Annotated in this window: 26 protein-coding genes; 6 read left to right on the plus strand and 20 right to left on the minus strand. The window is 70.0% G+C overall.

What is annotated here, in order from left to right; genetic code table 11:
- Position 1: 1 nt before the first annotated feature.
- The 14 genes from QOL16_RS06470 to QOL16_RS06535 all read right to left on the minus strand — a co-directional run bounded on the left by QOL16_RS06470 (position 2) and on the right by QOL16_RS06535 (position 12299).
- Positions 2 to 1621, minus strand: coding sequence for a hypothetical protein (locus tag QOL16_RS06470; protein WP_071285341.1), 1620 nt, complete (start codon positions 1619 to 1621; stop codon positions 2 to 4).
- Positions 1621 to 3450 (minus strand): hypothetical protein, encoded by a 1830-nt coding sequence (locus QOL16_RS06475; protein WP_071285339.1) that lies wholly within the window; start codon positions 3448 to 3450, stop codon positions 1621 to 1623. Before QOL16_RS06475 ends, QOL16_RS06470 begins: the two co-directional genes overlap by 1 nt.
- Before the next feature lie 8 nt (positions 3451 to 3458).
- Positions 3459 to 3974, minus strand: a complete 516-nt coding sequence (locus tag QOL16_RS06480; protein ID WP_071285337.1) for a hypothetical protein — start codon at positions 3972 to 3974, stop codon at positions 3459 to 3461.
- Between the two features lie 3 nt (positions 3975 to 3977).
- Positions 3978 to 4385 (minus strand): hypothetical protein, encoded by a 408-nt coding sequence (locus tag QOL16_RS06485; RefSeq protein WP_071285335.1) that lies wholly within the window; start codon positions 4383 to 4385, stop codon positions 3978 to 3980.
- A 5-nt stretch (positions 4386 to 4390) separates the two neighbouring features.
- Entirely contained in the window at positions 4391 to 4807 is a 417-nt protein-coding gene (locus tag QOL16_RS06490; RefSeq protein WP_071285333.1) for a hypothetical protein, read from the minus strand.
- Positions 4807 to 5475 (minus strand): hypothetical protein, encoded by a 669-nt coding sequence (locus tag QOL16_RS06495; protein WP_071285330.1) that lies wholly within the window; start codon positions 5473 to 5475, stop codon positions 4807 to 4809. The genes QOL16_RS06490 and QOL16_RS06495 overlap by 1 nt, the downstream gene beginning before the upstream one ends.
- Positions 5476 to 5535: 60 nt before the next feature.
- Complete coding sequence (locus tag QOL16_RS06500) at positions 5536 to 7200, minus strand: hypothetical protein (RefSeq protein ID WP_071285328.1); 1665 nt, start codon at positions 7198 to 7200, stop codon at positions 5536 to 5538.
- 2 nt (positions 7201 to 7202) lie between these two features.
- Positions 7203 to 8261 (minus strand): phage portal protein, encoded by a 1059-nt coding sequence (locus tag QOL16_RS06505; protein ID WP_071285325.1) that lies wholly within the window; start codon positions 8259 to 8261, stop codon positions 7203 to 7205.
- A gap of 94 nt (positions 8262 to 8355) precedes the next feature.
- Complete coding sequence (locus QOL16_RS06510) at positions 8356 to 9933, minus strand: hypothetical protein (protein WP_139266501.1); 1578 nt, start codon at positions 9931 to 9933, stop codon at positions 8356 to 8358.
- A gap of 301 nt (positions 9934 to 10234) precedes the next feature.
- The gene (locus QOL16_RS06515) at positions 10235 to 10561 is read right to left on the minus strand and encodes a hypothetical protein (RefSeq protein ID WP_071285321.1); all 327 of its coding nucleotides are present in this window, start codon (positions 10559 to 10561) and stop codon (positions 10235 to 10237) included.
- Entirely contained in the window at positions 10558 to 11160 is a 603-nt protein-coding gene (locus QOL16_RS06520; protein WP_071285319.1) for a hypothetical protein, read from the minus strand. The genes QOL16_RS06515 and QOL16_RS06520 overlap by 4 nt, the downstream gene beginning before the upstream one ends.
- A 64-nt stretch (positions 11161 to 11224) precedes the next feature.
- The gene (locus QOL16_RS06525) at positions 11225 to 11581 is read right to left on the minus strand and encodes a hypothetical protein (RefSeq protein WP_071285317.1); all 357 of its coding nucleotides are present in this window, start codon (positions 11579 to 11581) and stop codon (positions 11225 to 11227) included.
- Complete coding sequence (locus QOL16_RS06530) at positions 11581 to 11961, minus strand: hypothetical protein (protein WP_071285315.1); 381 nt, start codon at positions 11959 to 11961, stop codon at positions 11581 to 11583. The genes QOL16_RS06525 and QOL16_RS06530 overlap by 1 nt, the downstream gene beginning before the upstream one ends.
- Before the next feature lie 83 nt (positions 11962 to 12044).
- Positions 12045 to 12299: an AlpA family transcriptional regulator gene (locus QOL16_RS06535; RefSeq protein WP_254780325.1), complete on the minus strand. Its 255-nt coding sequence runs from the start codon at positions 12297 to 12299 to the stop codon at positions 12045 to 12047.
- 36 nt (positions 12300 to 12335) lie between these two features.
- Here QOL16_RS06535 and QOL16_RS06540 point away from each other — a divergent pair, with 36 nt between their 5' ends.
- Together QOL16_RS06540 and QOL16_RS06545 are read left to right on the plus strand one after the other, a co-directional pair.
- Positions 12336 to 12887 (plus strand): helix-turn-helix domain-containing protein, encoded by a 552-nt coding sequence (locus tag QOL16_RS06540; RefSeq protein WP_139266500.1) that lies wholly within the window; start codon positions 12336 to 12338, stop codon positions 12885 to 12887.
- The gene (locus tag QOL16_RS06545; protein ID WP_071285359.1) at positions 12880 to 13968 is read left to right on the plus strand and encodes a site-specific integrase; all 1089 of its coding nucleotides are present in this window, start codon (positions 12880 to 12882) and stop codon (positions 13966 to 13968) included. Before QOL16_RS06540 ends, QOL16_RS06545 begins: the two co-directional genes overlap by 8 nt.
- On the opposite strand, the gene QOL16_RS06550 is transcribed toward QOL16_RS06545, so the two are convergent.
- Positions 13916 to 15379: an amino acid permease gene (locus QOL16_RS06550; RefSeq protein WP_071285309.1), complete on the minus strand. Its 1464-nt coding sequence runs from the start codon at positions 15377 to 15379 to the stop codon at positions 13916 to 13918. The two genes, QOL16_RS06545 and QOL16_RS06550, sit on opposite strands and share 53 nt — an antisense overlap.
- A 45-nt stretch (positions 15380 to 15424) precedes the next feature.
- Here QOL16_RS06550 and QOL16_RS06555 point away from each other — a divergent pair, with 45 nt between their 5' ends.
- Positions 15425 to 15916, plus strand: coding sequence for a DUF427 domain-containing protein (locus QOL16_RS06555; protein WP_065964783.1), 492 nt, complete (start codon positions 15425 to 15427; stop codon positions 15914 to 15916).
- A 436-nt stretch (positions 15917 to 16352) separates the two neighbouring features.
- Here the strand turns inward: QOL16_RS06555 and QOL16_RS06560 are convergent, their stop codons facing one another.
- Positions 16353 to 16685, minus strand: a complete 333-nt coding sequence (locus tag QOL16_RS06560; RefSeq protein WP_071285307.1) for a hypothetical protein — start codon at positions 16683 to 16685, stop codon at positions 16353 to 16355.
- Between the two features lie 103 nt (positions 16686 to 16788).
- On the opposite strand from QOL16_RS06560, the gene QOL16_RS06565 reads away from it, so the two are divergent.
- Together QOL16_RS06565 and QOL16_RS06570 are read left to right on the plus strand one after the other, a co-directional pair.
- The gene (locus tag QOL16_RS06565; RefSeq protein ID WP_071285305.1) at positions 16789 to 17181 is read left to right on the plus strand and encodes a hypothetical protein; all 393 of its coding nucleotides are present in this window, start codon (positions 16789 to 16791) and stop codon (positions 17179 to 17181) included.
- Positions 17182 to 17433: 252 nt separating this feature from the next.
- Positions 17434 to 17868, plus strand: a complete 435-nt coding sequence (locus QOL16_RS06570; protein ID WP_065964780.1) for a hypothetical protein — start codon at positions 17434 to 17436, stop codon at positions 17866 to 17868.
- A gap of 176 nt (positions 17869 to 18044) precedes the next feature.
- On the opposite strand, the gene QOL16_RS06575 is transcribed toward QOL16_RS06570, so the two are convergent.
- Positions 18045 to 18659, minus strand: coding sequence for a hypothetical protein (locus QOL16_RS06575; RefSeq protein ID WP_071285300.1), 615 nt, complete (start codon positions 18657 to 18659; stop codon positions 18045 to 18047).
- Between the two features lie 213 nt (positions 18660 to 18872).
- Positions 18873 to 20462: an APC family permease gene (locus QOL16_RS06580; protein WP_254780324.1), complete on the minus strand. Its 1590-nt coding sequence runs from the start codon at positions 20460 to 20462 to the stop codon at positions 18873 to 18875.
- Positions 20463 to 20588: 126 nt separating this feature from the next.
- Between QOL16_RS06580 and QOL16_RS06585 the strand changes: the two genes are divergently transcribed.
- Positions 20589 to 21017: a hypothetical protein gene (locus tag QOL16_RS06585; protein WP_065964778.1), complete on the plus strand. Its 429-nt coding sequence runs from the start codon at positions 20589 to 20591 to the stop codon at positions 21015 to 21017.
- Between the two features lie 141 nt (positions 21018 to 21158).
- Here QOL16_RS06585 and QOL16_RS06590 read toward each other — a convergent pair whose 3' ends face one another.
- Both QOL16_RS06590 and QOL16_RS06595 read right to left on the minus strand, forming a co-directional pair.
- The gene (locus QOL16_RS06590) at positions 21159 to 21911 is read right to left on the minus strand and encodes a uracil-DNA glycosylase (protein ID WP_305411494.1); all 753 of its coding nucleotides are present in this window, start codon (positions 21909 to 21911) and stop codon (positions 21159 to 21161) included.
- Complete coding sequence (locus QOL16_RS06595; protein ID WP_071247461.1) at positions 21911 to 23113, minus strand: glycosyltransferase; 1203 nt, start codon at positions 23111 to 23113, stop codon at positions 21911 to 21913. Before QOL16_RS06595 ends, QOL16_RS06590 begins: the two co-directional genes overlap by 1 nt.
- Position 23114: the final 1 nt, after the last annotated feature.

Consider the following 23114-nt stretch of genomic DNA (forward strand, 5'->3'; position numbering starts at 1 on the left):
GTCACACCTCCTGGTACTCAACGCGGATGAGCCAGTACATACGGTCCGGATCGAGGGTCCGGCTGATGCGACCGTTGACGACGTAGGTCATCGCGATCGACGGCCGGTCGGAGTCGCTGATCGTGAGCGTCGTCGGCCGTCGGTGCATCGCGAACGCCGCGGCGGCTGCAGCCTCGTCGTCCACCGGATACACGAGCTCGAACGCGCCCTTCCGGAGGGACGCGTCGCGCAGCGTGACGTCGAAGCCGCCGCCGATGACGGCGTTGACGACGTTGAGGCTGTCGGCTTCCTCCTCCCACCCGTTCACGAGCAGGGGCCTGGTGTTCTCGAACTCGACGTACCCGAGGGTGGACCCGTCGAAGTAGGGCAGCGTCGTCCCGCCCGTCTCGACGAGCACGTCGTCGATGTAGATGCTCTGGCTGACGGTCCCGCCGGTGTAGCTGTTCGGGTCCACGAGCCAGATGTCCGCGGAGGTGCGGCCGGTCGCGGTGCGGAAGGGCATCACGATCCGCTGCCAGCCGACGGTTGCCTCCTGCAGCGTGATCGGGTTGGGGCCGACAAGGTCGTAGCCGTTCGTCACCACGGAGACCGTGAGGGGCTTGGAGAGCCGCCGAGGGATCGACACCCAGAGCGAAGCGGTGTAGTCGGTGTCGGGGACGAGCCCGCCGACCTGGGTGGCCGCGTACATCGGCGACCCGACCTGGTTGCGCCAGCGGACCTGCATCGACGCGAGACCGGAGTGGGATGCGAGGGGCGTCTGGAACACGTCGAGTCCCTGTGTCGCCCCCGGGGTGTCACCGTCGAAGTAGGCCCCGAGCACCGCGTTCTCGATGAGGAGGCCTGTGCCGTCAAGCGTGTCGCCGACCTGCCACAGGTCCAGGTAGACCTGCGTGAAGACGGAGAGGTACGCGGCGCCCGCGGGAACGGTCCCCGAGTACGTGAACCGTGTCCACTGCCCGGCGACCATCGCATCCGGCGTCGGGCCCAGCGCCGTGCTGAGTTGGGTGCCGGTGCTGTCGAGCCACTGCACCGCCATCCGGGTGTTCGTGTACCCGGTGCCCGAGCTTGACTGGCTGCGCGAGGGGCGGATGTAGGAGGAGATCGAGATCAGCGCTCCCGGGGTCACCGCGAGTGCCGAGGTGCCTCCGGCGGTGTGGGACCAGGCGCAGTCGTACGCGACGCCGCTGATCTGGGTCCACGTCTTGCGGGCATAGGAGGTGAGCCCAGCCACCGGCCCGTCGTAAGCGCCGGAGACGACGGTGTTGGTGCCCTGGTTCGCGGAACCTCCGAACCAACGGGGATTCCACCCCGCGCCACCCGCGGACGGGTTCGTCGTCGAGAGGGCAGACGGCACGGTCGCGCGATTCGTGCGCCGCACCGTCCCGTTCACGCGCTGCACCGACGTAGACGCCCCGGCGCTCCCGGTCCACGCGTACGTGGTCGCGGAGGTGCCGGACGTCGACCAGCCGGACGTGTCGACCTCGAAGCCGGGGTTCGTGCAGAGGTTGCGGCGGATCTCGACGCCGTCGCGGGTGAGGGTCGATGCGGACTTGCCGGCGGTGCCGAGCCACGCGTACCCGTAGGTGTGGCTGATGCGGTCGGAGGTGATGGTGGAGGACATCAGGGGACCCGAGTTCCGATCTGCTGGTTCACGACCTGCGTGAGCGGGTTGCTGGTGATGCGGCGGTTCGCGCGGTCCACGGCGGTCGTGTCGACCTGGTAGACGATGGTCGGGCCGGCGACCTTCTGGCCGTTGAGCTTCTTGAGCGCCTCGTCGACCTTCGACGTGTCCGCGCGGACCTGCGCGGTCGGGCCGTCGGGCTTCTCCTTGCCCTTCGCGTCGACCTTCTTGTCGAGGTCCTTCGTGTCGCCCCGTACCTCTGACGTCGGGCCGTCGACCTTCTTCTTGCCCTGGTCCGCGGCGGCCTTGTCGACGTCGGTGGTGTCGGCAGTGACCTTCGCGGCCACCTGCCAGCCAGCCTGAATCCGGGCCTTCTGCTCGGGCGAGGCGGAAAGGTAGGTCGCGATCTCCTCGGAGAAGCCCGGTCCCTGGTCGCGGACGAAGTTGAAGAGGTCCGCGGGGAGCTGCTCGCCGATCGCCTGGATGTTCTGCTCGAACTGGCGGGCGGCGGCCGTGCGCTGCTCGAGGCCGGCGGCGTACTCGCTCGCGTTGAGCACGCTATTGTCGATCGCCTTGGCTTCGGAGTCCGCGGTCTGCTGGTAGACCTGCACGACCGTGTCGGCCCACTCCTGCAGCTTCGCCTTCTGCTCCTCGACGCGCTGCTCCTGGGCCTCCTTGGCGGCCTCCTGCGCCTTCTCGTTCTCCTGAGCCGCGTCGAGGGAGCGCTTGTACTCGTCGACGGTCATCCCCATCGCCGCTGCGACCGACCGGAGGCTCTCCTCGTACTCGTCGTTGACGGCGAGGTTGTCGTCGAGCTGCTTCTTCACCTCGCGTGCCGCGTCCGCCTGCTCGCCGTACTTCTTCGCGAGCGCCGACGTGCCAGCCCCGGCGCCGCGCTGTGCGGCGGCCTGCTGGTCCAGGGTCTTGATCTGCGCCTCGACCTCGTTGCGCATGGCCTTCATCTTCGGGACGCTCTGGGTGGCGATCGCCTCGGCGTAGTTGCCGAACTCGAGGCCGCCTTCCCGGGTGTGCTCGCGGAGGTCGTCGAGGGATCCGCCGAACGAGTCGGCGTCCGTGGCCCACTTCCGGAGCCCCCGCGACAGGCTGTCACCGCTGTCCTCGTACTTGCCGAAGAGCTCGCCGAGCTTCGTCTGCGCGAGGTCCTGGATCTTCTCCTGGAACTCGTCGGACTCCTCGCCGGCTGAGGTGAGTGCGGACCCGATGAGGCCCACGGCCACTGCCAGGCCGCCGAACGCGAGCGAGGCAGGCCCGCCCATGGACGCGAGCCCACCGAACGTGCCCTGCGCGAGGTCGGTGATCGAGGACATGTCGCCCGAGAACGACGAGGTGATCTCGGAGAAGTTCGACAGCGCCTCGTCCTTGAACTCGCCCGTGGCCCCGCCGGCGCCCTCGAACCCTTCCTTCGTGCTGGCCTTGATCTTGGCCGTCTCCGCGCGGATCTTCTCGGCCATCTCCTCGTACTCGGCGGCCGTCTTGCCGGTCTGCCCCTGGGCGTCCTTCAGGCTGCGCTCGAGGTCGCTGCCAGCCTCCTTGCCGGCATCCCCGACCCGGTCGAGTGCCCGGTCGGCGTCCTTGAGGCCGGACTCGATATCGCGGCCGGCGTCCTTCCCAGCGTCGCCGAGGTCGTCGAGCGCCCGCTCTCCGTCGCGCATGCCGCGCTCGAGCCCGTCGCCGGTGCGCTCACCTTGCCGCGCCAGGTCCTGTAGGGCCTCCTGGGCGTCCTCGACGGGGTCGATGACGCCGGTCTTCACGCCCTGCTCGAAGAGCCGCGTGTCGGAGCCGATTGCGACCGAGAATCCTCCGGGCACGGGTCACCTCACTTCTGGTCGAATGCGTCGTACAGGGTGCGGGCCGCGGTCTGGATCCACAGGGACGCGAACCTGGGGATCGACTTGCGAGTCGAGGGGAACACGACGCGGCCGTTCGTGTTCCGGGTGGGCAGCTGACGCTTCGTGTGCCGGGTGACCCGGTACGACTTACCGAGGCGGCTCCGCGTCTGGTAGGTGACCGCCTGGTCGCTGTTCCGGCCGAACTCCCGGCCGGGGGCGATCTCAGACGGCTTCGCACCGCCGGAGAGGCTCTTCCCGATCCGAGCGGCCTCGAGGTTCACGTTCTGGTTCGACACCCTGACTCGGGCCGTCTTCCCGAAGACGCGCTCGTCGACGGTCGTTGAGACGCGGGACCGGATCTCGTCCTGCCAGATCGGTTGCGCATCGGTCTTCGTGAACTTCCGGATCTGACCCTGAACGTCTTTCGGGACGGTGCGGAGGGCGGACAGCAGCGTCTGCAGCTCGTCGGAGACGAGGACTGAGATCCGTCCGCTGCCCGCCATCCGTCAGGCCGCCGCTGCAGCGGTCGGCTGCCCGGAGACCGGGAGCGACACCGAGCTCGACGCGATTGCGTCCACAGCGCCGCCGATCGAGCCGGGGAGGCACATGACGTTGCCGCTGTAGCCCGGGCCGCCGGACACAGGCCGGAGCGTGAACGGGACGACCTTGCCGGCGTTCTGCAGCAGGTACGTTGCGAGGCTCTTCGCGGTCGCGAAGTCCTGCGCGTAGGCGAGGTTCAGCAGCCACGACGGGGTGCCGACGATCGGGACGACGGACCCGCCGACGCCCTTGAACTGCTGCATCGGGGTGGTGGGCGCGAGCTCGGCGCTGGACACGGTGAGCTCGTAGTTGTCGGTGCCGAGCAGCAGCACGGCGGCGTTCATCAGGATCGGCTGGGTGGTGATCTGAGCCATGTCGGCTACTCCTTCGGGGTGGCGGTGATGACGGCGGTGACGGTGATGTCGAACGCCAGGTACGTGTCGGACCAGGTGTTCCGGTCCGCGCTGGTCCAGCGGAGGATCGGGAGACCGCGCTCGTTGCGCGTCGCGTCGAGCGCGTTGACCAGGTCGACGATCTCGTCGTCGAGGAGCGCGTCGGCCTGCGACCAGTCGGCGGCGGGGTCGACCACGGTGACGAGGTAGGTGACGAGCTGCGACCCGAGCGGGGACTCCGGCAGCCGCTCGATCTTCTGCAGCGTGACGATCACCGTCGGCCGCGAGATGTCGTCGGGCTTGCGCGTGTACACGGCGAGGTCCCAGCGGCGGGGCAGGAGCGGGGCAAGCTGCTCCTTGATCCAGTCGCGGTACCGCTCGCCCGGGTTCTTCTGGCGGCCCATCAGGCGAACACCTTCTTCCCGACAGGGCGGAGGAGCTGCTTCACGGCCCAGTCGAGCGGGCGGACGTTGACGGTGAAGCCGCCGACGTCGACCTGCTGCTCGCCGTTCGAAAGAGACGCGCTCCACGTGTTCCGGGCCTGCATGAGCTGGCCGGCGCGGTAGCGCTCCGGGAACGGCTGCCCGGCGGCCAGGGCGGGCGCGTACGCCTCGACCTGGTCCCGGGCGACGTCGAGGAGGCGGTGCAGCGTCCCGTCGGCCTTCGGGGCACCGTCCCACTCGAGGCGGGCCGTTACGACGTCGTGCCAGGGATCCTCGGGGTCGACGATCACGAGCCAGTCGACGAGGACACGCTGCGTCCGAGCGCTGGGGACGTACACGGTTGACGCGTTCCCGCCGTCGAGGACGCTGGTGAACGTGGAAGATGCGTTGCCTCCGTCGACGACGGTGGGCGGCGCCGGGATGGTGATGACGACGTAGACCGGGTAGATACCGGCCGCGGGCAGCGTCAGCGTGTCCCAGGAGCCCTCGATCGCTCGGCCTGTGGCCCGCGCTTCGATCGTCTGCCCGGCGACGGACACAGCGACGGTTGCACCAGGGGCGTCGACGGCGTCGGGCTCGTCGTAGTCGAAGTCGGCGACCGGGGTGTCGCCGAGGATGAACGCGGCCATGTCGCCTCCCTCATGTTGGGCGGCAGGGGTGTGCATGATTCGCGCACCCCTGCCGGTGTGTCAGCTAGCGGTGTACGGGGTGACCTTGACGATCGCGTCGGCGCGGTTGACCTGGACGCCGATGTACCCGAACAGACCGTGGTCGATGCCGCCTCGAGCGATGTCGAGGGCGTCAGCGCGGAGCGGGCTGCCGGAGAGCTCGCGGACGGTGAGCGCCTGCGAGACGCCGACGTACACGTCGGTGCCGGCGATGTCGGCCGAGGGCACCAGGCGGAAGCCCTCAAGCGACCCGTCCTCGCCCTTGATGCCGATCGCAGCCGACAGGTACGCGAGCGCGTCCTTCGACGTCGTCTTGCCGATCTGCTTGTAGTACTCGGTGCCGACGAGGGCGAACTGCGGGACGAGGTTCTTCGAGACGAGCTCGGATGCGCCGTCGATGATCGCGGACATCGCGGGGCCGATGTCGAGGCCGGCGGGGTTGTCGGCGACGTGCGCTTCCGCGGCGGCCTTGAGGGCGGTGAAGACCTTCCCGTCTGCCCAGCGTGCGTAGTCCTCCGCGCCGGCCTGGAAGTACATGTCGAAGAAGTTCGTGTCCCCGAACACGCGGAGGTCCTGCAGCTCCCGCGCGATGTCGTGCGCCATCGCGTAGCGCTCGGCGGTCGCGGTGACCGACTTGAACTTCGGCACGTTCGACGGCACGTTCGACTTGTTACCGGCCCAGTCGCCACCGTGGGGCTTCACGTCCCACTGGAAGCCCTGGTACTGCAGGCTCGTGAGGTCGGCGTGATCGAACAGCGGCAGGTACTTCTGCGCGTAGGTCTGGCCGTCCCACACCTCGCCGATCCACTCGGGGAGCTGGATGCCGGTCGTCACACCGCCGGTGCCGTCGTACTTCACGTCGGACAGGGCGAACATGCCTGTGGCCTTCGCCATGCTGGCGAGTGCGACCATGTCCTGACCGTGCACCTGGCCCTTGTCGTTCGCGGCGAGCAGGGTGAAGAGCTCGGCCTTGCCGACCTTCTTCTCGGTGGCGCCCTTCTTCGACGCCGTGAGGGTGTTCGGGACGCCCACGGGCTCCTCCTTGGGTTCGACCGCGGGCTCTTCCGCGGGCTTGGCGATGGTCTCGGTCGAGACGGTCTTGACGGTGGTGACCGTGCCGTCGGCGGCGGTCTCCGTCTTCGTGGTGGTGGTCGTGACCGTGGACGAGCCGTCGGCGTTGACCACCGTCTTCGTCTCGGTCTCGCCGTCCTTGTCGTCCGGGGCGACCGGCTCGACGGGTTCAGGGGTGTCGACGGCCGCCGCGAGGAGCGTCGCCGAGGGGAATGCGGGGGTCTTCACGAGCGCTCCTCCGAAGAGCTTTCCGCCGACGGCCTTGCCTGCCTTGATCGCGACGTTCGCGACCTCCGCGGACAGGTGCTTGCGCTTGCCGGCCTTGATGTCGGCGAGGGCGGCGTCGCCGTCATCGCCCGGGGCGATGGAGAACGTCGCGACGACGCCCTCCGGGGTCTCCCGTACGTCGGTAGCCCGGCCGATGACGTCCTCACGGACGTGCTCGACGTTGAAGCCGACGACGGACGGGTCCGGCAGCGTGAACGCGCCGGTGCCGACGGTGAAGCGGCCGAGGTTGGATCGGCACTCCTCGCCGTACGGGACGAGTAGACCGGTCACGGTGCGGTCCTGGTCGGACGCGGTGAGGGTGCCAGCGTCGATGATCACTTCGGTCATGGTCAGTCGGCCTCCGGGATGCCTGTGGGGTTGACGACCGTCGAGAACGCCTCGGATCGGTCGAAGCGGACACGCTGCCCGCGGGGCACGACGCTGTCCATCGACAGGGCCGCCTCGATAGGGGTGATCCAGAACGGGATCGATTCATCCTGGAAGCGAGACCGGTTGCCCTCTTGCGTCGAGTACGTGAGGGACGCCTCGGCGAGGGAGCCGTCCATCATCGACGTCGGCACGTTGAGGAACGAGCCGATGTCGGTGCGGATCGCGTTCCGGGCCTCGGTGTAGAGGTCCGCCTTGACCTCGCCGTGTGTGACGACCTCCATGCCCGGCGGCGTCCAGGACACCGCGCCGTTGACGCCGGTGCGCGCGTCGGCCCACGTCTTGACGTGGCCCTTCACCTCGTCGGGGTCGAGCTCGGTGTAGTCGGTGACCTTTAGCTCGATGAGCGGGATCGGGTTGCGCATGCGACCGACCCACGCCTCCTCGGTGGAGAGGGCGCCGCGGATCGTGCGTGCACCGACGGAGAGCAGGCCGTCCCACGGTGCGTTGATGAGGATGTAGTCGTCGTCGGCGAGGTCGACCCACTCACTGTCGCTGGCTTCGCGGGCCTGGACGACGCCGAGCGCCGTGATCCGCCAGTCAGCGCGGGGGTGCCAGCGGGCGTCGAGGAGCTGCCCGGACGAGCCGTTCTCGCGGAGCCAGAGCGCGACGCCGTGGAAGATCAGGTCATCGACGGTCCACGCGATGCGTTCCTGCGGCGTGACGGGGCCGCTGGTGCGGTAAGCCCAGGTCGGCTGGGTCGAGAGCGGCCCGTTCTCGTCGAGCACCACGAGCGGGAACCGCTGGATCGCGCCGACGAGCAGGTTCCGGCCGCGGGCGATGGCTGGGACTGTCATCGCGACACTGCGCTCGAGGGGCAGGTTGTTCGCGAGCTCCGCTCCCCAGATCTCCGCGATCGTGATCTGCGACATCCCGCCGACGGGCTGCCAGGGCGAGGCCAGCGTCAAGTCGACGGGCTTGAGCTCGATGCGCTTGAGCCCGAGGGCGGAGAGGAGTCCCACAGCCGGAGCGTACCACCGTTGTTGTGGATTCCCTACAACCGACCAGCCCCTTCTGTTGTAGATAGTAGCACAGTGGTGCGTGGTGGTGCCGGCGTTAGGCGGCGAACGGTTCGGCGCGCTTCCGGAACGGGTGCTGGTCCACCCACCGCAGCGCCATGGCCGCGCCCTCGGCGGCGATAATCGACGACTCCCACTCGTCGCGGCCCAGCGCCCAACCCTTCGTCTTCGTCGACTCGCGGCGGGTGACGAGCGCCATCGCGTCAGTGAGGTCCGGCTGATCCCAGTGCGCGAGGTTGCCGGCGTCGAACTCCGCCTTCAGCAGTGCGGCCGACGCCTGCACGTCAGGCCACTTCTGCGGAGCCAGCCGAGGTCGCGGGCGGAGGCGACCGAGGTCCTCGGCGACGATCGCGACCGGCCCCTGCACGTCGTGCGCGATGTGCGTCCGGAGCTTCGCCGCGAGCGTGGCGGCGGCCGGGGCAAGCCACTTCGTGCCCTTCCTGTAGTCAGCAACGCCGAGGCAGCCGCGACCCTCGTCGTCGCGCCACGCGACCACGATCGCCGAGCAGGACTGGTCCGGGTGCACGGCGATTGCAAGCCCGACCGACCGGTCCGTCGGCATCGCCGGGAGCTCGTTCCCGACCTTGAACGTCGCCCACTTCTCCATGTCGAAGAACGTCTCGACGGCGCCCAGGCGACCGAAGATCGACAGGTACTCCTCGGCGAACTGCCGCGTCGTCAGCTTGAGCCACCGCTTGCGGATCACGTCCGTCGTCGTCAACGTGCCGATGCCCGGGTGCGACGCGAGGGCGAGCCGCTCCACCGTTTCCCAGTTCTCGAGTTCGGTGTTGTCGATCGCGGCGAGGTCGGTGTCGTCGGGTGCGGCGTACTCGAGGATCGCGGCTTCGCCCGCACGCCCGTCGACAAGCGTCTCCCACAGGAGGTTCCCCTCGCGGAACTTCGCCGCGGTGCCGGCGACGACCAGCTGCGCGTCAGGGCGGGTGTCCATCGTCGCGAGCGCGCCCGCCATGAGGTCCTCGGTCATCTCCGGCGACGCCTCGCCCGCCTCGTCGAGGATGATCAGGTCGAACGCGTCCGACCGGAACGACTCGCCCTGTGGCGGGAGCACCTGGAAGATGCTGCCGTTGTCGAACTCGATGCGCTCCGACCCGCCGGCCTTCCGGATCTTGAACGGCGCCTCCTTCATGTCCGGGTACAGCCGCTCGAGCACCGGGACGATGTCCTTCCGGAACCGGTCCCGCGCCTTCGTACCCGTCGTGCACGTCGTGTACCCGACGAAGTACTCCTCCCGAGAGGCACACCGGCCCAGAGCGAGCGCGAACAGCGTCGTCGTCTTGGTGGACCGGCGCGGGAGCAGCACCGCGACAGTGTCCACCGGCTCGTTGCAGACGTCCGCGAGGCGCATCTGCTGCGGCTTGAGCTCCTTCCGGCCGCCGAAGACCCCCATGAGCCGAGCGCCCTCGAGGAACTCCTCACGAAGAGCCGGATCCGCGTTGAGCTTCGACTGATGGAGCGGGGGGATGCCCGAGTCACGGCTGATATCCCAGGTCCCGGATAGAAAATCGCTGCTGCCGAGGCGGGGGGTAGCGAAGGCCCCGCTCAAAGAACGGGAATCCTGCATATCAGCGATGTTCTCGGTCTGCGTGATCACCACTGCAGGAGCCTCCTACTTGACTTGTGTCGCGCGAGTTGCTTCGCGCGACCTTCCTTGCCACCGTCGGACCTATTGCACTTCACGTGCGCAGGACCCAGGTTCGACGGAGCATCGATCATCGCGGTCGTCCACCCTCGTGCCCTGCCCTGCTCGACCGAGACGATGTGCCCGACGTCCCACGCCTGAGTGGGGAGCACCGAGTGTCCGCACCTGTTGACGCACAGCCGGGGCAGGGAGGCCGCGATGAGGGGCCGCTGCTGTCGCGTGGTCGACCGCCACGACGCTGACCGGTGGTGGGCGCTCATGCGTACCGCCACCGGACGCACTGATCGACGATGTCGTTCGAGTCGCGCCAGACCGTCGGGTGATCGGGCTGCACGAACTGCTCGACGCTCGAGACGTTGTCCGCGCTGAGCCGCCACTTCTGTTGGCTGCCGTCCTCGTACTCGAACACGTAGTCCTGCTCGAGCTGGTCTGGCAGGTCATCGAAGTCCTGCAGCTTGTGCCAGCCGTCCGACGCGCTCGATGCTTCGCTGAGGGCGAGCAGAGCGTGGATGATGCCGGCCATAGCGGGGTTGTCCTTCTCGACCTTCTTCGCCAACCGTGCGGCGTCGTCTGCGTGCGTCATGATGCGCTCCTCATTCGTGCGTCGTTGTGTGCCTCATCATCCGTCGCGCAGACCGTCAGTGAAGTGTTCTGCATCGGCATGAGGCAGACCTCGCAGACGGGCGCATTGCTGATGTGGACCACGGGCCACGTCGAAGTCGGTGTCACTAGCTTTGAGTTAGTGCTCTTGTCCCGGCCCGTCCCGTCCCGTCCCGTCCCGACGTCACGCGTGACAGATGCGTGACAGGGTGAGTCCTCCCGGCAGAGTGAGTGGTCGCCCTTGTCGTGTGCGCGCTTGCGCTGCTGCCGCAGCTTGTTGCCCTCGGTGCGCTTGCGAGTTGCGTCGGACGGCAGGTGGTCGTCCGACTCGATCCGGACGAGCCGGTACCGGTCACCGGGCTCAATCGCGAGCAGGTCGGCAGCGGCGAGGTTGGCGAGTGCGGAGGCTGGGTCAGCGTGGTCCGACTGCCGGCGGGCATCGACGCCGCGCATGATGCCGTCGCGCTTGTCTGTGCGGGAGCAGAACTGGATCAGGCAGAGGTAGTGCCAACGGTCCGCGTGCGACAGGTCCTCGAGTGCAGTCATCTGGCACCACTCGTCGCCGAGCTTCGTCCAGCTCATGCGTTCTCCTTCGGGTGAAGGCGGGCATCTGTAGCGCACGTCGCTACAGATGCCCGCGAGTGGTTCAGTGCTGGTCGGGGATGTCGAGCTCGGGCGGCATGGACGCTTCGGCTGCGAGCTCGGCCGCGGGCCGCATCTTGTCGATTGCCTCGCTGACGCTGCCTGGCTGCGGCTTGGCGCCGTCGGACGCGTCGCCGAAGTTCGCGGGCGTCGAGTAGACCTCGTTGATGTAGGCGCAGATCGCTTCGCCGAGGTCGTCTGCGTCGTAGACCGGCACCTTCTTGTCGTCGGGCTTGCGGTACTCGTGGCAGATGCGCAGGACCTCGACGAGGTCGTCGGAGATCTGCTGCATGTCGCTGTTGCCGTAGGTTCCGACCCAGTTCTTGACGAGGCCGGCGGAGTGCTCGTAGATCGTGGACATCAGCGGGCCTCCCCGTTCAGCTCTGCGGCGAGAGCAGCGGCGCTGTTGTAGTTCGCGACGAACGTGGCAACGCGCTCGGGCGTCAGCTTGAACTCGTCGTCCTCGATCCAGCCCGCCACGTACCAGTGGGACTCGCTGGCCGGCACCTCGTCGCACTCGGCGAACTTGATCACCTCGACGCGTTGTCCATCCTCGCTGGCGACGAATGCCTTGTGCTGCACGAGGTCGCCCCAGCCGAGCAGGTGGGGTGTGCCCTCGGCCATGCATCCATGCTCACGGCAGTCGACGAGGACGACGATGTCCTCCGCGTTGATGGCCTGGTCGATGTCGGACCAGTGGATGTCGGTGGCGTCTGCTACGGTCATGACTGTCTTGTTCATTGCGTCTCCTGCGGGGATGTTGTGGACGGTGCCTCCGGAGCCGGCCAGGGCTTCGGGGGCGATTTTCGGTACGGGGCGCATCTTTAAGACGCTTCCGCGAACTGCTCGTCGAGCCAGGCGGCCAACCGGTCTGCGTCGAACATCACGCGACCGCCGATCTTGGCGTGCGGTGGTGCTGTCTTCTTCTGGATCATCCATCGCAGCTGCGATTCGTTCTTCCGAAGCGCTTCGGCCGCTTCGGCGAGCGTGAGAAGCCGACGGAGTCGCGGTGTCTCGAGTGTGGGCATGTTCGAATTTCCTCCGGATTGCGATGCTGCAACTGTGTGCAGGAACAGCATTACACAACCATGCGCGTCTCGCAATAGGATGTGATCGTGCAACACACCACTCCCACCCTCGAAGAGCGGTTCGGCCGCGAGGTCGCTGACCGGCGCAGGTCGGTCAACATGAGTCAGAAGGCCCTGGCCGACTTGCTCACCACCGCCGGCCTACCGCTCGACGCGTCCGCAATATCGCGCATCGAGAAGGGCACTCGTGCGCTGCGTCTGAGTGAGGCCCTGTTAGTCGCACGGAAGATGGGCTTCTCACTCGACCTTCTCGGTGACGAGACTCCACCAGAGGAGGAGTACATCCAGCGCCGGAAGCGTTTGGATGATCTTCTGATGGCTGCCGGGGAAGCGGTCCGCTTAGTGGCGGACGAGGCGAATGGCATCGACTGGTTCATCGAGAGCAACCCAGCCGCGTTCGACACGACGGCACCAGAGTTGATGAGCACCATCGAAGCTGAGCTGCGGGCTAACTGGGTGCTGCGGAGCATCGCAACGCGGTGTCGCACGGTCGAAGCACGTGATGCCATCCGATCGCTCGTTGAAACCGTCGCGGCCATCTCGGTAGATGACGCAGTCGGGGAGGACTCTGGTGAGTAGCATCCGCCAGCGACCCGACGGCGCCTGGCGCGCCCGCTACCGAGACGACGACGGCCGCGAACACGCCCGACACTTCGAGCGGAAGCGCGACGGTCAGGCGTGGCTCGAAGAGGTCGCCTCGTCCCGCCTCACGGGTACGTACGTCGCGCCGGCAGCGCAGCGCAGCACGCTCGCCGAGTTCTACGCCGACTGGGTCGGGCAGCAGCTCTGGGCTGAGGGGACTCGCCGGGCAGCCGATCGCGCCCTCGCCGGGTGCTCCTTCGCTTCGATTCCGTTCGGGAAGCTTCGGCGATCACACGGGGAGGCGTACGTCAAGGCTCTGGCAAGCTCGCTCGCGCCGTCGACCGTGAAGACGCGGGTCGCGTACGTCCGCATCGTGCTCCGCGCAGCGATGCTCGATCGTCGCCTGGCGCAAGACCCGCTCGAGGGCGTGAAGCTCCCGGCGATCCGGAAGACCGAGCACTCCATGCGAGTGCCGACGGGCGCCGAGGTGCGTGCGATCCGAGAGCACCTCGATCCCGCGCACCGTGCATTGGTCGATGTCATGGCCTACGCCGGGCTCCGCATCGGAGAGGCCGCCGGCCTGCAGCTCAAGGACGTCGGGTTCCTCCCGTCACGGAGCATTCATGTGCAGCGCCAGGTTCAGAACCGCGTCGGCCGCCTCGATGTCGTGGCGCCGAAGCACGGATCGGAGCGAGTCGTTCCCGTGCCCGACGAGCTCCTGCTGCGGCTTTCGCGGCACGTCGAGACGATCGGGGTGTACGGGAACGAGGGGTGGCTGTTCGGGAGCCCTCCGTCGCCGACCGCGCTCCGGCACTACTTCGTCAACGCGTGCCGCGCCGCCGGCGTGACCGGCGTGACACCCCATGATCTTCGGCACCACTACGCGTCGGGCCTCATCCGCGCCGGGCTTGACCCGGTCGCGGTCGCGAAGGCCATGGGGCACAGCTCACCGTCGATCACGCTCGAGGTCTACGCCCACCTGTGGCCGGATGCCGCGGACCGAACGCGAGTCGCCGCGGCGACGCTCATGAGCTCGTCGGCGGCTTCTGCGGACCAGCTGCGGACTGCGGAGGCGTAGAAGCCCCGAATCCGGCCAGCTTGCTGTGCCGCCGCGAGTACCCGAAGTACACCCCGAGCCCGATCGCGAACCACACCGCGAACCGCACCCACGTCTCCCACTGCAGGAACGTGACGAGCCACAGCGACGCGATCACGCCGATGGCCGGGACGACGGGCATGAACGGGAGCCGGAACTGCCGGTCGAGGTCGGGCTGCCGGTAGCGCAGCACGATCACCGCCGAGCAGACCACCACGAACGCGAGCAGGATGCCGATGTTCGTCAGCTCGGCGACGATGCCGATCGGCAGCACGCCCGCGAGGACGGCCGACGCCCCGCCGAGGATCCACGTGACGCGGGTGGGGACGTGCCGCTTCGGGTCGGTCTTGGCGAACCACTTCGGCATGAGGCCGTCGCGGCTCATCGAGAACCAGACGCGCGAGGCGCCGAGCATGAACGTCACGAGCACGGTCACGATGCCGACGATGGCCCCGATCGCGATGACGTTCGCGACGCCGCCGAGCCCGACCGACGCGAACGCCGACGAGAAGCCCGACGCCGGGTCGATCTCGGTGTACTTCTGCATGCCGGTGAGCACGAGGGTCGCCAGGACGTACAGGACCATCGCGATGCCGAGGGACAGCAGGATCGCCTTCGGCATGTGCCTGCGGGCGTCGACGGACTCCTCGGCCGCGGTCGACATCGCGTCGTAGCCGAACACGGCGAAGAACACGGTCGCGGCACCGGTCATCACGCCGCCGAACCCGAACGGGAAGTACGGGTCGTAGTTGGCGCTGTTGATGTGGAACACCCCGAGCACGACGATGAGCACCACGAGCGCGACCTTGATGCCGACCGCGACGAACTCGAACCGGGCGGCGCTGCGGATGCCGCGGGTGAGCACGAACGCGGTGAGCAGGCAGAGCAGGATCGCGAACACGTCGACCACGTGCCCGTCGCCGGTGCCGGGCGCCCCGAGCATCCACGCGGGCAGGTCGACGCCGAACTGCCCGACCAGGAAGCCGACGTAGCCGGAGATGCCGATCGCGACCACCGCCACGATCGCGGTGTACTCGAGCAGCAGGTCCCAGCCGATGAACCACGCCACGACCTCGCCGAGCACGGCGTACCCGTACGTGTAGGCACTGCCGGCCTTCGGGATCATCCCCGCGAACTCGGCGTAGGACAGCGCGGCCGCGGCGCTCGCGACCCCTGCGACCAGGAAGCTGATGAGCACGGCCGGCCCGGCCACCCCGGTCGCGACCGTGCCGGCGAGGGTGAAGATGCCCGCGCCGATGATGCCGCCGATGCCGATCGCGGTGAGCTGCCAGAGGCCGAGGTGGCGTTTCAGGCCGCCCTCGCCCTCGCCCGCCTCGTCGTCGATCGCGTCGATCGGCTTCCGTCGGAAGATTCCCTGCGTCGTCGTCGTCACCCGACCACTCTGCTCCTCCGACGGCGACGGTGGTAGACCCGGGTCATGCGTCGCCCCGAACGAGTCGTCCCCGGTCCCGGTCAGGAGTCCGTCTGGGACTACCCTCGCCCGCCCGCCGTCGAGGCGGTCCGCGAGCGCGTGGTGGTCCGGCTCGGCGGTGCGGTCGTGGCGGACACGACCGATGCCGTGCGGGTGCTCGAGACCTCGCACCCGCCGGTGTACTACCTGCCGATGGCGGGCATGGACCTGCGCCCGGCCGCGGGGTCGAGCATGTGCGAGTTCAAGGGGCGTGCGCGCTACTTCGACGTGGTCGGCGGCGACGGGGTCGTCGCGCCGCGTGCCGCGTGGAACTACCCGACGCCGGAGCCGGGGTACGAGGAGCTGCGGGACCGCGTCGCGATCTACCCGTCGGCGATGGACTCGTGCGAGGTCGGTGGCGAGGTCGTCCGGGCGCAGGAGGGCGACTTCTACGGCGGGTGGATCACCTCGGCGATCGTCGGGCCGTTCAAGGGCGGGGCCGGCACCTTCGGCTGGTGACGGGCGTCGTCCGATCGGAGGAGGCCGGGAGGCGCGTCACGCCTCCTCCGGTCGGCCCGCGTCGGTCACGTGACCGGCCTGGAGGCGCGGCTCGCGCCCGCCGGTCGGCTCACCTCCGCGACGTGGCGTGCCTGGAGGCGCGGCTCGCGCCCGCCTGTCGGCTCACCTCCGCGACGTGGCGTGCTGGGAGGCGCGCGGTGCGTCCGCACCGTCCGCCCGCGTCCGTGACGTGGCGGACCGTCGCCGCGCCTCCCGACCGCTCGTCTGCTCGCTCGGGCGGCGCTGGGCGCCGGTCGCGTGCCTCCGGCCTGACCGTCCGTCGGCGTGACCGGAGCGGCGGGCGGGTGGCGCGCCTCCCGTCCCGTGGTCTGCTCGCGGGCGCGGCGGGGCGGGCGTCGGGTGCGCCTCCCCATCGTGTCCCGTGGCCCGACGGTCGTCAGCGTCGCGCGTAGGGGGACCAGAACGGCGGCGGGAACGCGCCGTCGGTCGCGAAGGTGAGCAACTGCCAGGCGAGCATCGCGAGCCCCGCGGCCCCGAGGAGCATCCCGACCCAGGCCCACACGCGGACCGCGCGGCGGCGGCCGGCGATGCGGAGCGCCCGGACCCCGCTCAGGACGCACACGACCCCGAACACGAGGCCGAGGAACACGTGCCTCCCCATGCCGGCGGCGGGCACGATGATCCCCATCCACAGCGACAACGGGGCGAGGAGCACGGCCGCGGTGGCCGGGGCGGCGGGCGGCTCGTGGTCGCGCGTCGCAGCTCCCATGGCTCGAACCTACCGAGGGGACACGCCGGTGTCCGTCGCGGCGGTCGGGCCGCACCGGGGTGGCGGTTGGCGAACCGGCCGGTCGGAGGAGCAGCATGGAGGCATGCGTTCCTTCTTCCGGGTCCTCCTCGGCCTCGCGCTCGTCTTCGCGGGGACGAGCCACCTCACCTTCGCCCGCCGTGACTTCCGCGCACAGGTCCCGGACTTCGTGCCGCTCGACGTCGACACCACGGTGCTCGCCTCGGGTGTCGCCGAGATCGGGCTCGGCAGCGCGCTCCTGCTCGCACCCCGGGGGCGTCGCCGGACGGTCGGGAACATCGCGGCGCTGTTCTTCACGGCGATCTTCCCGGGCAACATCGCGCAGTGGGTCAACCGGCGCGACGCGTTCGGGCTCGACACCGACGAGAAGCGCGTCGCCCGGCTGTTCGGGCAGCCGGTGCTCATCGCGTGGGCGCTCTGGTCGACGCGCGGGGGCGCCGGGCGCCGGTCGCGCTGAGGCGGGGCTGCGGGGCCGCGGGGCTGCGGGGCTGCGGGGGCGGCCGGGCTGGGCGCCTTGGCCGCGCGGCGGCCGCGGCGTCTCTCGCACAAGGGAAAGCAGCTCGCGCCACGGAATCTCGTGGCGCGAGCTGCTTTCCGTTGTGCGGCGCGATCGGTGCTCGTTCCTGCACAGGGCGGTCAGCAGTCCGCGCTGTCCACAGGTTCGTGGGCGCGGCCACGACGGAGCGACCCGCCACGGGAGGCTCGTGGCATGACCGGAACAGACGAACTCGACCGCCTCTTCGCCACCCCCGCCCGTACCGACGCCGACGTGGTCGCCCTCGTCGAGGGGGTGGTGGGCAAGCCGCTCCGACGACAGTGCTGGGTGCTGTTCCTCGACGCACGGGCGCTGCCGGTGCCGTTCCTGCTGCCGGTGTCCGACCTGCCGTGGGAGCCCGACGAGCACGTCGAGGACTTCGCCACCCTCGTCGCCGAGGTCTGCGCGGACACCACCGCGGTCGAGGTGGTCGTGGTCTGGGAGCGCCCGGGGGAGTCGCGGCTGTTCCCGGTCGACTGGGAGTGGGTGGACGCCTGTGCGTGTGCGTTCGCGGAACGGTCCGTCCGGCTCCGCGGGCAGGTCGTCGTGCACACCGGGGGCGCGTCGATGATCGAGCTGCACGACGCCGAGTTGCCGGAGTCGGCGTGAGCCAGCTCGTCGGACGCACTCGGGGGAAGGCACCGGTCCGGCGCTCATCCCGGCGGGCGCGGTCGGCCTCCGCTCGTGGGCCGGCCCACGTCCGGTCGTCACCCTTCGGGCGGGCTCGGCGTCCGCTCGGGGGGGGGGGGGCAGCCGTGCGGACGCGCTCGGCGTCCGCTCGGTGGTCAACCCTGCGGGGCGGTGTCCGGGACGGTCTGGCCGGTGAGGCCCTCGACGATGGTCTTCGCCTCGGGCCAGAACTTCGCGTAGTGGTCCGGGTCCGAGTTGATCTGCACGGCGTGCGCCATCTGCGTCGGCGTCATCGTCTTCCAGCCGGGCACCTTGACGAGCTTCGTGTAGAACATCGTCGCCGCCGTGTACGGGTCCATCCGCTGGTCGTAGGTGCCCCACGCGCCGTTGTCCCGCTGCTGGAACAGTCCGCGGCTGTCCGGGCCGGCGGTGTCACCGTGGTCGAGGTTCACCAGGCTCGACTCACCGATCGCCGTCATCACCCCGACCGCCTGCGTGTGGGGGCCGATGCCCTGCGCCTGGGCGGCCTGGATCACGGATGCGGCGTTGACGAGTCGGTCCTGGCAGAACCCGGCGATCGGCCCGGCCGGCACCGCGATGCCGCCGACGGTCTTCGTCGGAACGTCCGGGCACGCCGGGGCTGCCTCGACGGACTTCGCGGCACCGGTGAGGGAGTGCACGGCGATGACGACCACGACGATCACACCGATCACGGCCGCCACGACGCCGGCGCCGAAGACCGAGGCGATCGTGATGCCGGCGCGGCGCATGCGGGTCCTCTCGTGCGGGTGGTCGACGGGCTGTCGGGCACAGCGACCCTACGGTCACCCGCTGGGAAGCACCACCGCCCGGACGAGGGGCGGGGCGGTGGGTGCCGTCGGCTCCCGGTCAGCGCTCCCGACGACCGAAGACGCCGGCGGCGGCGAGGGAACACACCACGATCGAGCCGATCGCGACGGCGAAGATCACCTCGGAGGCGTCCATCACGACGTCCGGTCGTCGTCTCGACCGGGGCCGCGCGAGCCCGAGCCGTGCTGGTCCCCGGTGCCGTGCGGGCCACCGGTGCCGTGCGGGTCGGAGCCGTTGAGGTCCCCGCCGCCGTGGCCGCTGTGGTGGCCGCTGTGTCCGGCGGTCCCCGTTCCCGGCCGGACGACCGCGGTCGGCTCGGTGACCAGGCCGGTGGGGGCCTTCTCCGGGTGCTTCCGGCCGTGGGTCAGCCACGTGACGATCCAGAGCAGGACGCCGAGCGCCAGCAGGGCACCGGCGATCTGGTACTGCTGCGGGTCGCGGCCGGACGAGAACGGCATGACGAGCCACAGGCAGGTCACGACGCCGATCACCGGCACGACGACCCCGGCACGGAAGTGCTTGTGGTCCACCCGGTCGCGCCGGAGCACGAGGACGGCGGCGTTCACCACGGCGAACACGGACAGGAGCAGGAGCGAGGTGGTGCCACCGAGGACCACGACGATGGGGGAGTCGGGGTCGAGCGAGACCCAGCCGATGAGCGCGAGCGAGATGAGCGTGGTGAAGACGATCGCGGTCGACGGGGTGCGGCGCGCCGGGGACACCCGGCCGAGGAAGCCCGGCAGCACGCCCTGCTTGCTCATGCCGTACAGCAGCCGCGACGCCATCATCATGTTGATGAGCGCGGTGTTCGCGACCGCGAACATCGAGATGAACGGCAGCAGATCGGCGATCGGGAAGTCCGGCGCCGCGGTCTGCACGACCGTGACGAGCGGGGTCTCGTTGCCGGCCAGCTCACCGATCGGCACGACGGCGACGGCGCAGATGGACACCAGCACGTAGATCACGGCGGCGATCCCGAGCCCGGTGAGCATCACCTTCGGGAAGATGCGGGAGGGGTCCTTCGTCTCCTCGGCCATGTTCACCGAGTCCTCGAACCCGACCATCGCGAAGAACGCCAGCGAGGTCGCGGTCGACACCGAGAGCAGCAGGGTCTTGTCCTCGGGGGTGTCGAACATCACGACGCGGGAGAAGTCCGCATTGCCGCCGGCGATCGCCCAGAACCCGATGAGGATCACCATCACCAGGCCGGACAGCTCGACGAGGGTCAGGACGACGTTGGTCTTCACGCTCTCGCTGACGCCGCGGAAGTTCACCGCCATCACCGCGAGCATGAAGCCCATCGCGATGAGCATCACGACGGCGTTCGGCAGCTCGAGACCGAAGCCCGCGCCGAGGTTCGCAGCGAACGCGCGGGACGCCGTCGACGCCGAGGTGATGCCGGAGCACATCACGATGAACGTGACGATGAACGTGACGAAGTGGATGCCGAAGGCCTTGTGCACGTAGAGCGCCGCCCCAGCCGTCTGCGGGTACTTCGTGACGAGCTCCAGGTACGAGAACGCCGTGAGGAGCGCGACCGCGAACGCGATGAGGAAGGGGAGCCACGCTGCCCCGCCGACCTCGGCCGCGACCTGCCCGGTGAGCGCGTAGACGCCCGTGCCCAGGATGTCGCCGACGATGAAGAGCAACAGCAGCTTGGGACCGATGACCCGGCGCAGCTCCGTCGGCTGCTGCGAGGGGCGGTCCGTCTCGGTGGTGGCCATGCCCGTCAGCCTGACCCCGGGGGACACGTCGCTGTCCGGTTTCACAGGAACCTCCCCGAAGACCGCAACACGGCTGTGCCCTGGCCGGTGCGGACGCACTCGGGTGGCATCGCTACGCTCCGACGCATGTACGAGGATTCCGAGACCACCGAAGAGCCCGTCGAGTTCGCCGACTTCAACGCGAAGCTGCTGGTGCTCGACGTCCTCTGCTACGACCTGGACGTGATCGAGCCGTACTCCGGCGCGGACGACGAGGTGTCCGACGAGGACCTCGACGTCGAGGGCCAGGACGACCGGGCGCGGGAGTACTACGACGACATCGACCTGCTGCCGTCGCAGCTCGCGATGGTGGTGGAGCTGACCGTCGACTCCGACCTCGAGGTGCTGCAGGACGTGCACCCCGGGTGGGAGGGCTCCGACGACCGCTTCGACCCGCAGAACTGGGACGACGTGCTCGACCTCCCGGAACTCGCGGTCGTGTACGCCGCGGCACCGTTGCCCGCGCACGTCGCCGAGCGCCTCGCGGCGAAGGGCGTCGACGTCCGCTCCGCATGACGGTCCGACGCACCGCGCGCGGTGATCCAGCGCGGTGCGGCATGCTCGCGCACAACCGAAGGCACCTCGCACCACGGAAGGACGTGGCGCGAGGTGCTTCCCGTTGTGCGAAGCGCCCCCGCAGGTCCGCCCGGGGGTCAGCTACCGTTGCAGCGCGCGCACCTGCTCGGTGAACTGCGCCGCTCCGCCCTGGGCCGGGTGTCGCACGGCCACCGCGTCGATGCCCGCGAGCGCGAGCGCCCCCTGCGCCTTCCGTCCGACCGCGACGACCCGGACGGGCCGCAGCCCCGGCCGCGCGGCACCCGCACCGGTCGCGTCCACAGCACCGGTACCGCCGCCGCCGAGCGCATCGAGCAGCGCCAGCGCGACCGGTGCCCCCGCCCGCACCTCGGCCGGCCGTGGGGTCCGGTTCGTCAGCCGGTCCGGCGCCACGAACGGGTGGTGCGGGAAGATCGCCCACGTCAGCGGCAACGGCCCCGACCAGTCCCGGAGCGCCGCCTGCACCACACGGGACGAGGCCTCCCACGGTGCGGTCGGCTCCTCGGGCTCGAGCACGTCGAACCCGAGCGAGCCGAGCTCCCGCATGCTCGTGAACGGGATGCCGGTGTTGGTCATGCCCCGCCAGCCCGGGGCCTCGGCGACCAGGACGGTGTCCGCCGCGGGCCCGACGTGCGCCAGGTAGCGGGACAGGTTCTCGCGTCGCAGTCGGCCCGCCGCGGTCGACACGTCGTACAGGGCCTCGGCGTCCTCCGCCACCGGGACGGCGTCGAGCGCAGCCCAGAACCCGTCGAACCCGGACGGGGACCCGGACCCGCCGGCCCCGGACCCGCCGGCCCCGGACCCGGCGGCCCCGGACCGGCCGACCCCGGACCCGTCGAACGCAGCCCCGCCCATCAGCCCCGCCCGAGCACCCGGCGGTAGACGTCCTCGAGTCCACCCGCCGACCGCTCCCAGCTCAACCGCTCGGCGTGCTCCCGCCCCGCCGCGGCGAGCCCGGACGCGTACGCGGGGTCGGTCAGGATGTGCTCGATCTCCGCTGCCCACACCGCCGGGTCGCGGGACTCGAGCACGACCCCGGTCTCGCCGTCGACCACGGCCTCGCGCAGACCTCCGGCAGCGGCGGCCACGACGGGCACCCCGGACGCCGAGCCCTCGAGCGCCACCAGGCCGTACGTCTCGGAGTGCGACGGCACGAGCACGGCTGCCGCGCCGCGGAACAGGAGCGCCAGGTCGGCACGCGACTGCGGCCCGATGAAGGTGACCCGGTCGGCCACGCCGTGCGCGGACGCGAGCCGACGCAGTTCGGCGAGGTGGTCGCCCGCCTCGCTCGAGGCGTCCCCGGCGATGACGAGGGTGGGGCGTGCCTCCAGGCCGATGCCGGCGATCGCCTCGATCGCCAGGTCGAGCCCCTTCAACGGCTGCACGCGCGCCGCGGCGACGACGTACGGGACGGCCGCGCGGCGGGCGCCGGCGGTCGCCGGACGGAAGACGGACCCGTCGACGCCCGGCGGGACGATCCAGACGCGCGACGGGTCGCCGCCCAGGCGGGTGCGCACCGTGTCTGCCTCCGCCTCGGAGACCACGACGACGGCGTCGGAGTCACGCGCCAGGAGACGCTCGCCGGCCTCACGGCCGGCCGACTCCGGACGTTCGCCCTCGGACAGCGGGGTGTCGGCGCTCGCCGCGATCGAGTGGAAGGACTGCACGTGCGGGATCCCGCGCTCGCGTGCGATCGGCAGGGCGGCGGCCCCGGAGAACCAGTGGTGCGAGTGCAGCACGTCGTACGGCCCGAGGTCGGCCAGGGCGTCGCGGAAGGGTGCGATGAACGCGTCGTGCTCGCCCTTCGGCACGGGCTGGGCGGGGCCGGCGGACAGGAACCGCAGGCACACGCCGGGGAGCAGCGAGACGCTGTCCGGCTGCGTCGGGGCCGATCGCCTGGTGATGACGTCGACCTGGTGACCGCGGTCGGCCAGGGCCTCGGCCTGGTGGCGGACGACCACGTTCATGCCGCCGACCTCGCCGGATCCGGGCTCGTCGCCGGGGGAGGTGTGCAGCGACACCAGCCCGATGCGCAGGGGTTCGGTGGTGGTGCTCACC

This window comes from Curtobacterium sp. MCBA15_004, from assembly GCF_001865055.2.
Lineage (GTDB): Bacteria > Actinomycetota > Actinomycetes > Actinomycetales > Microbacteriaceae > Curtobacterium.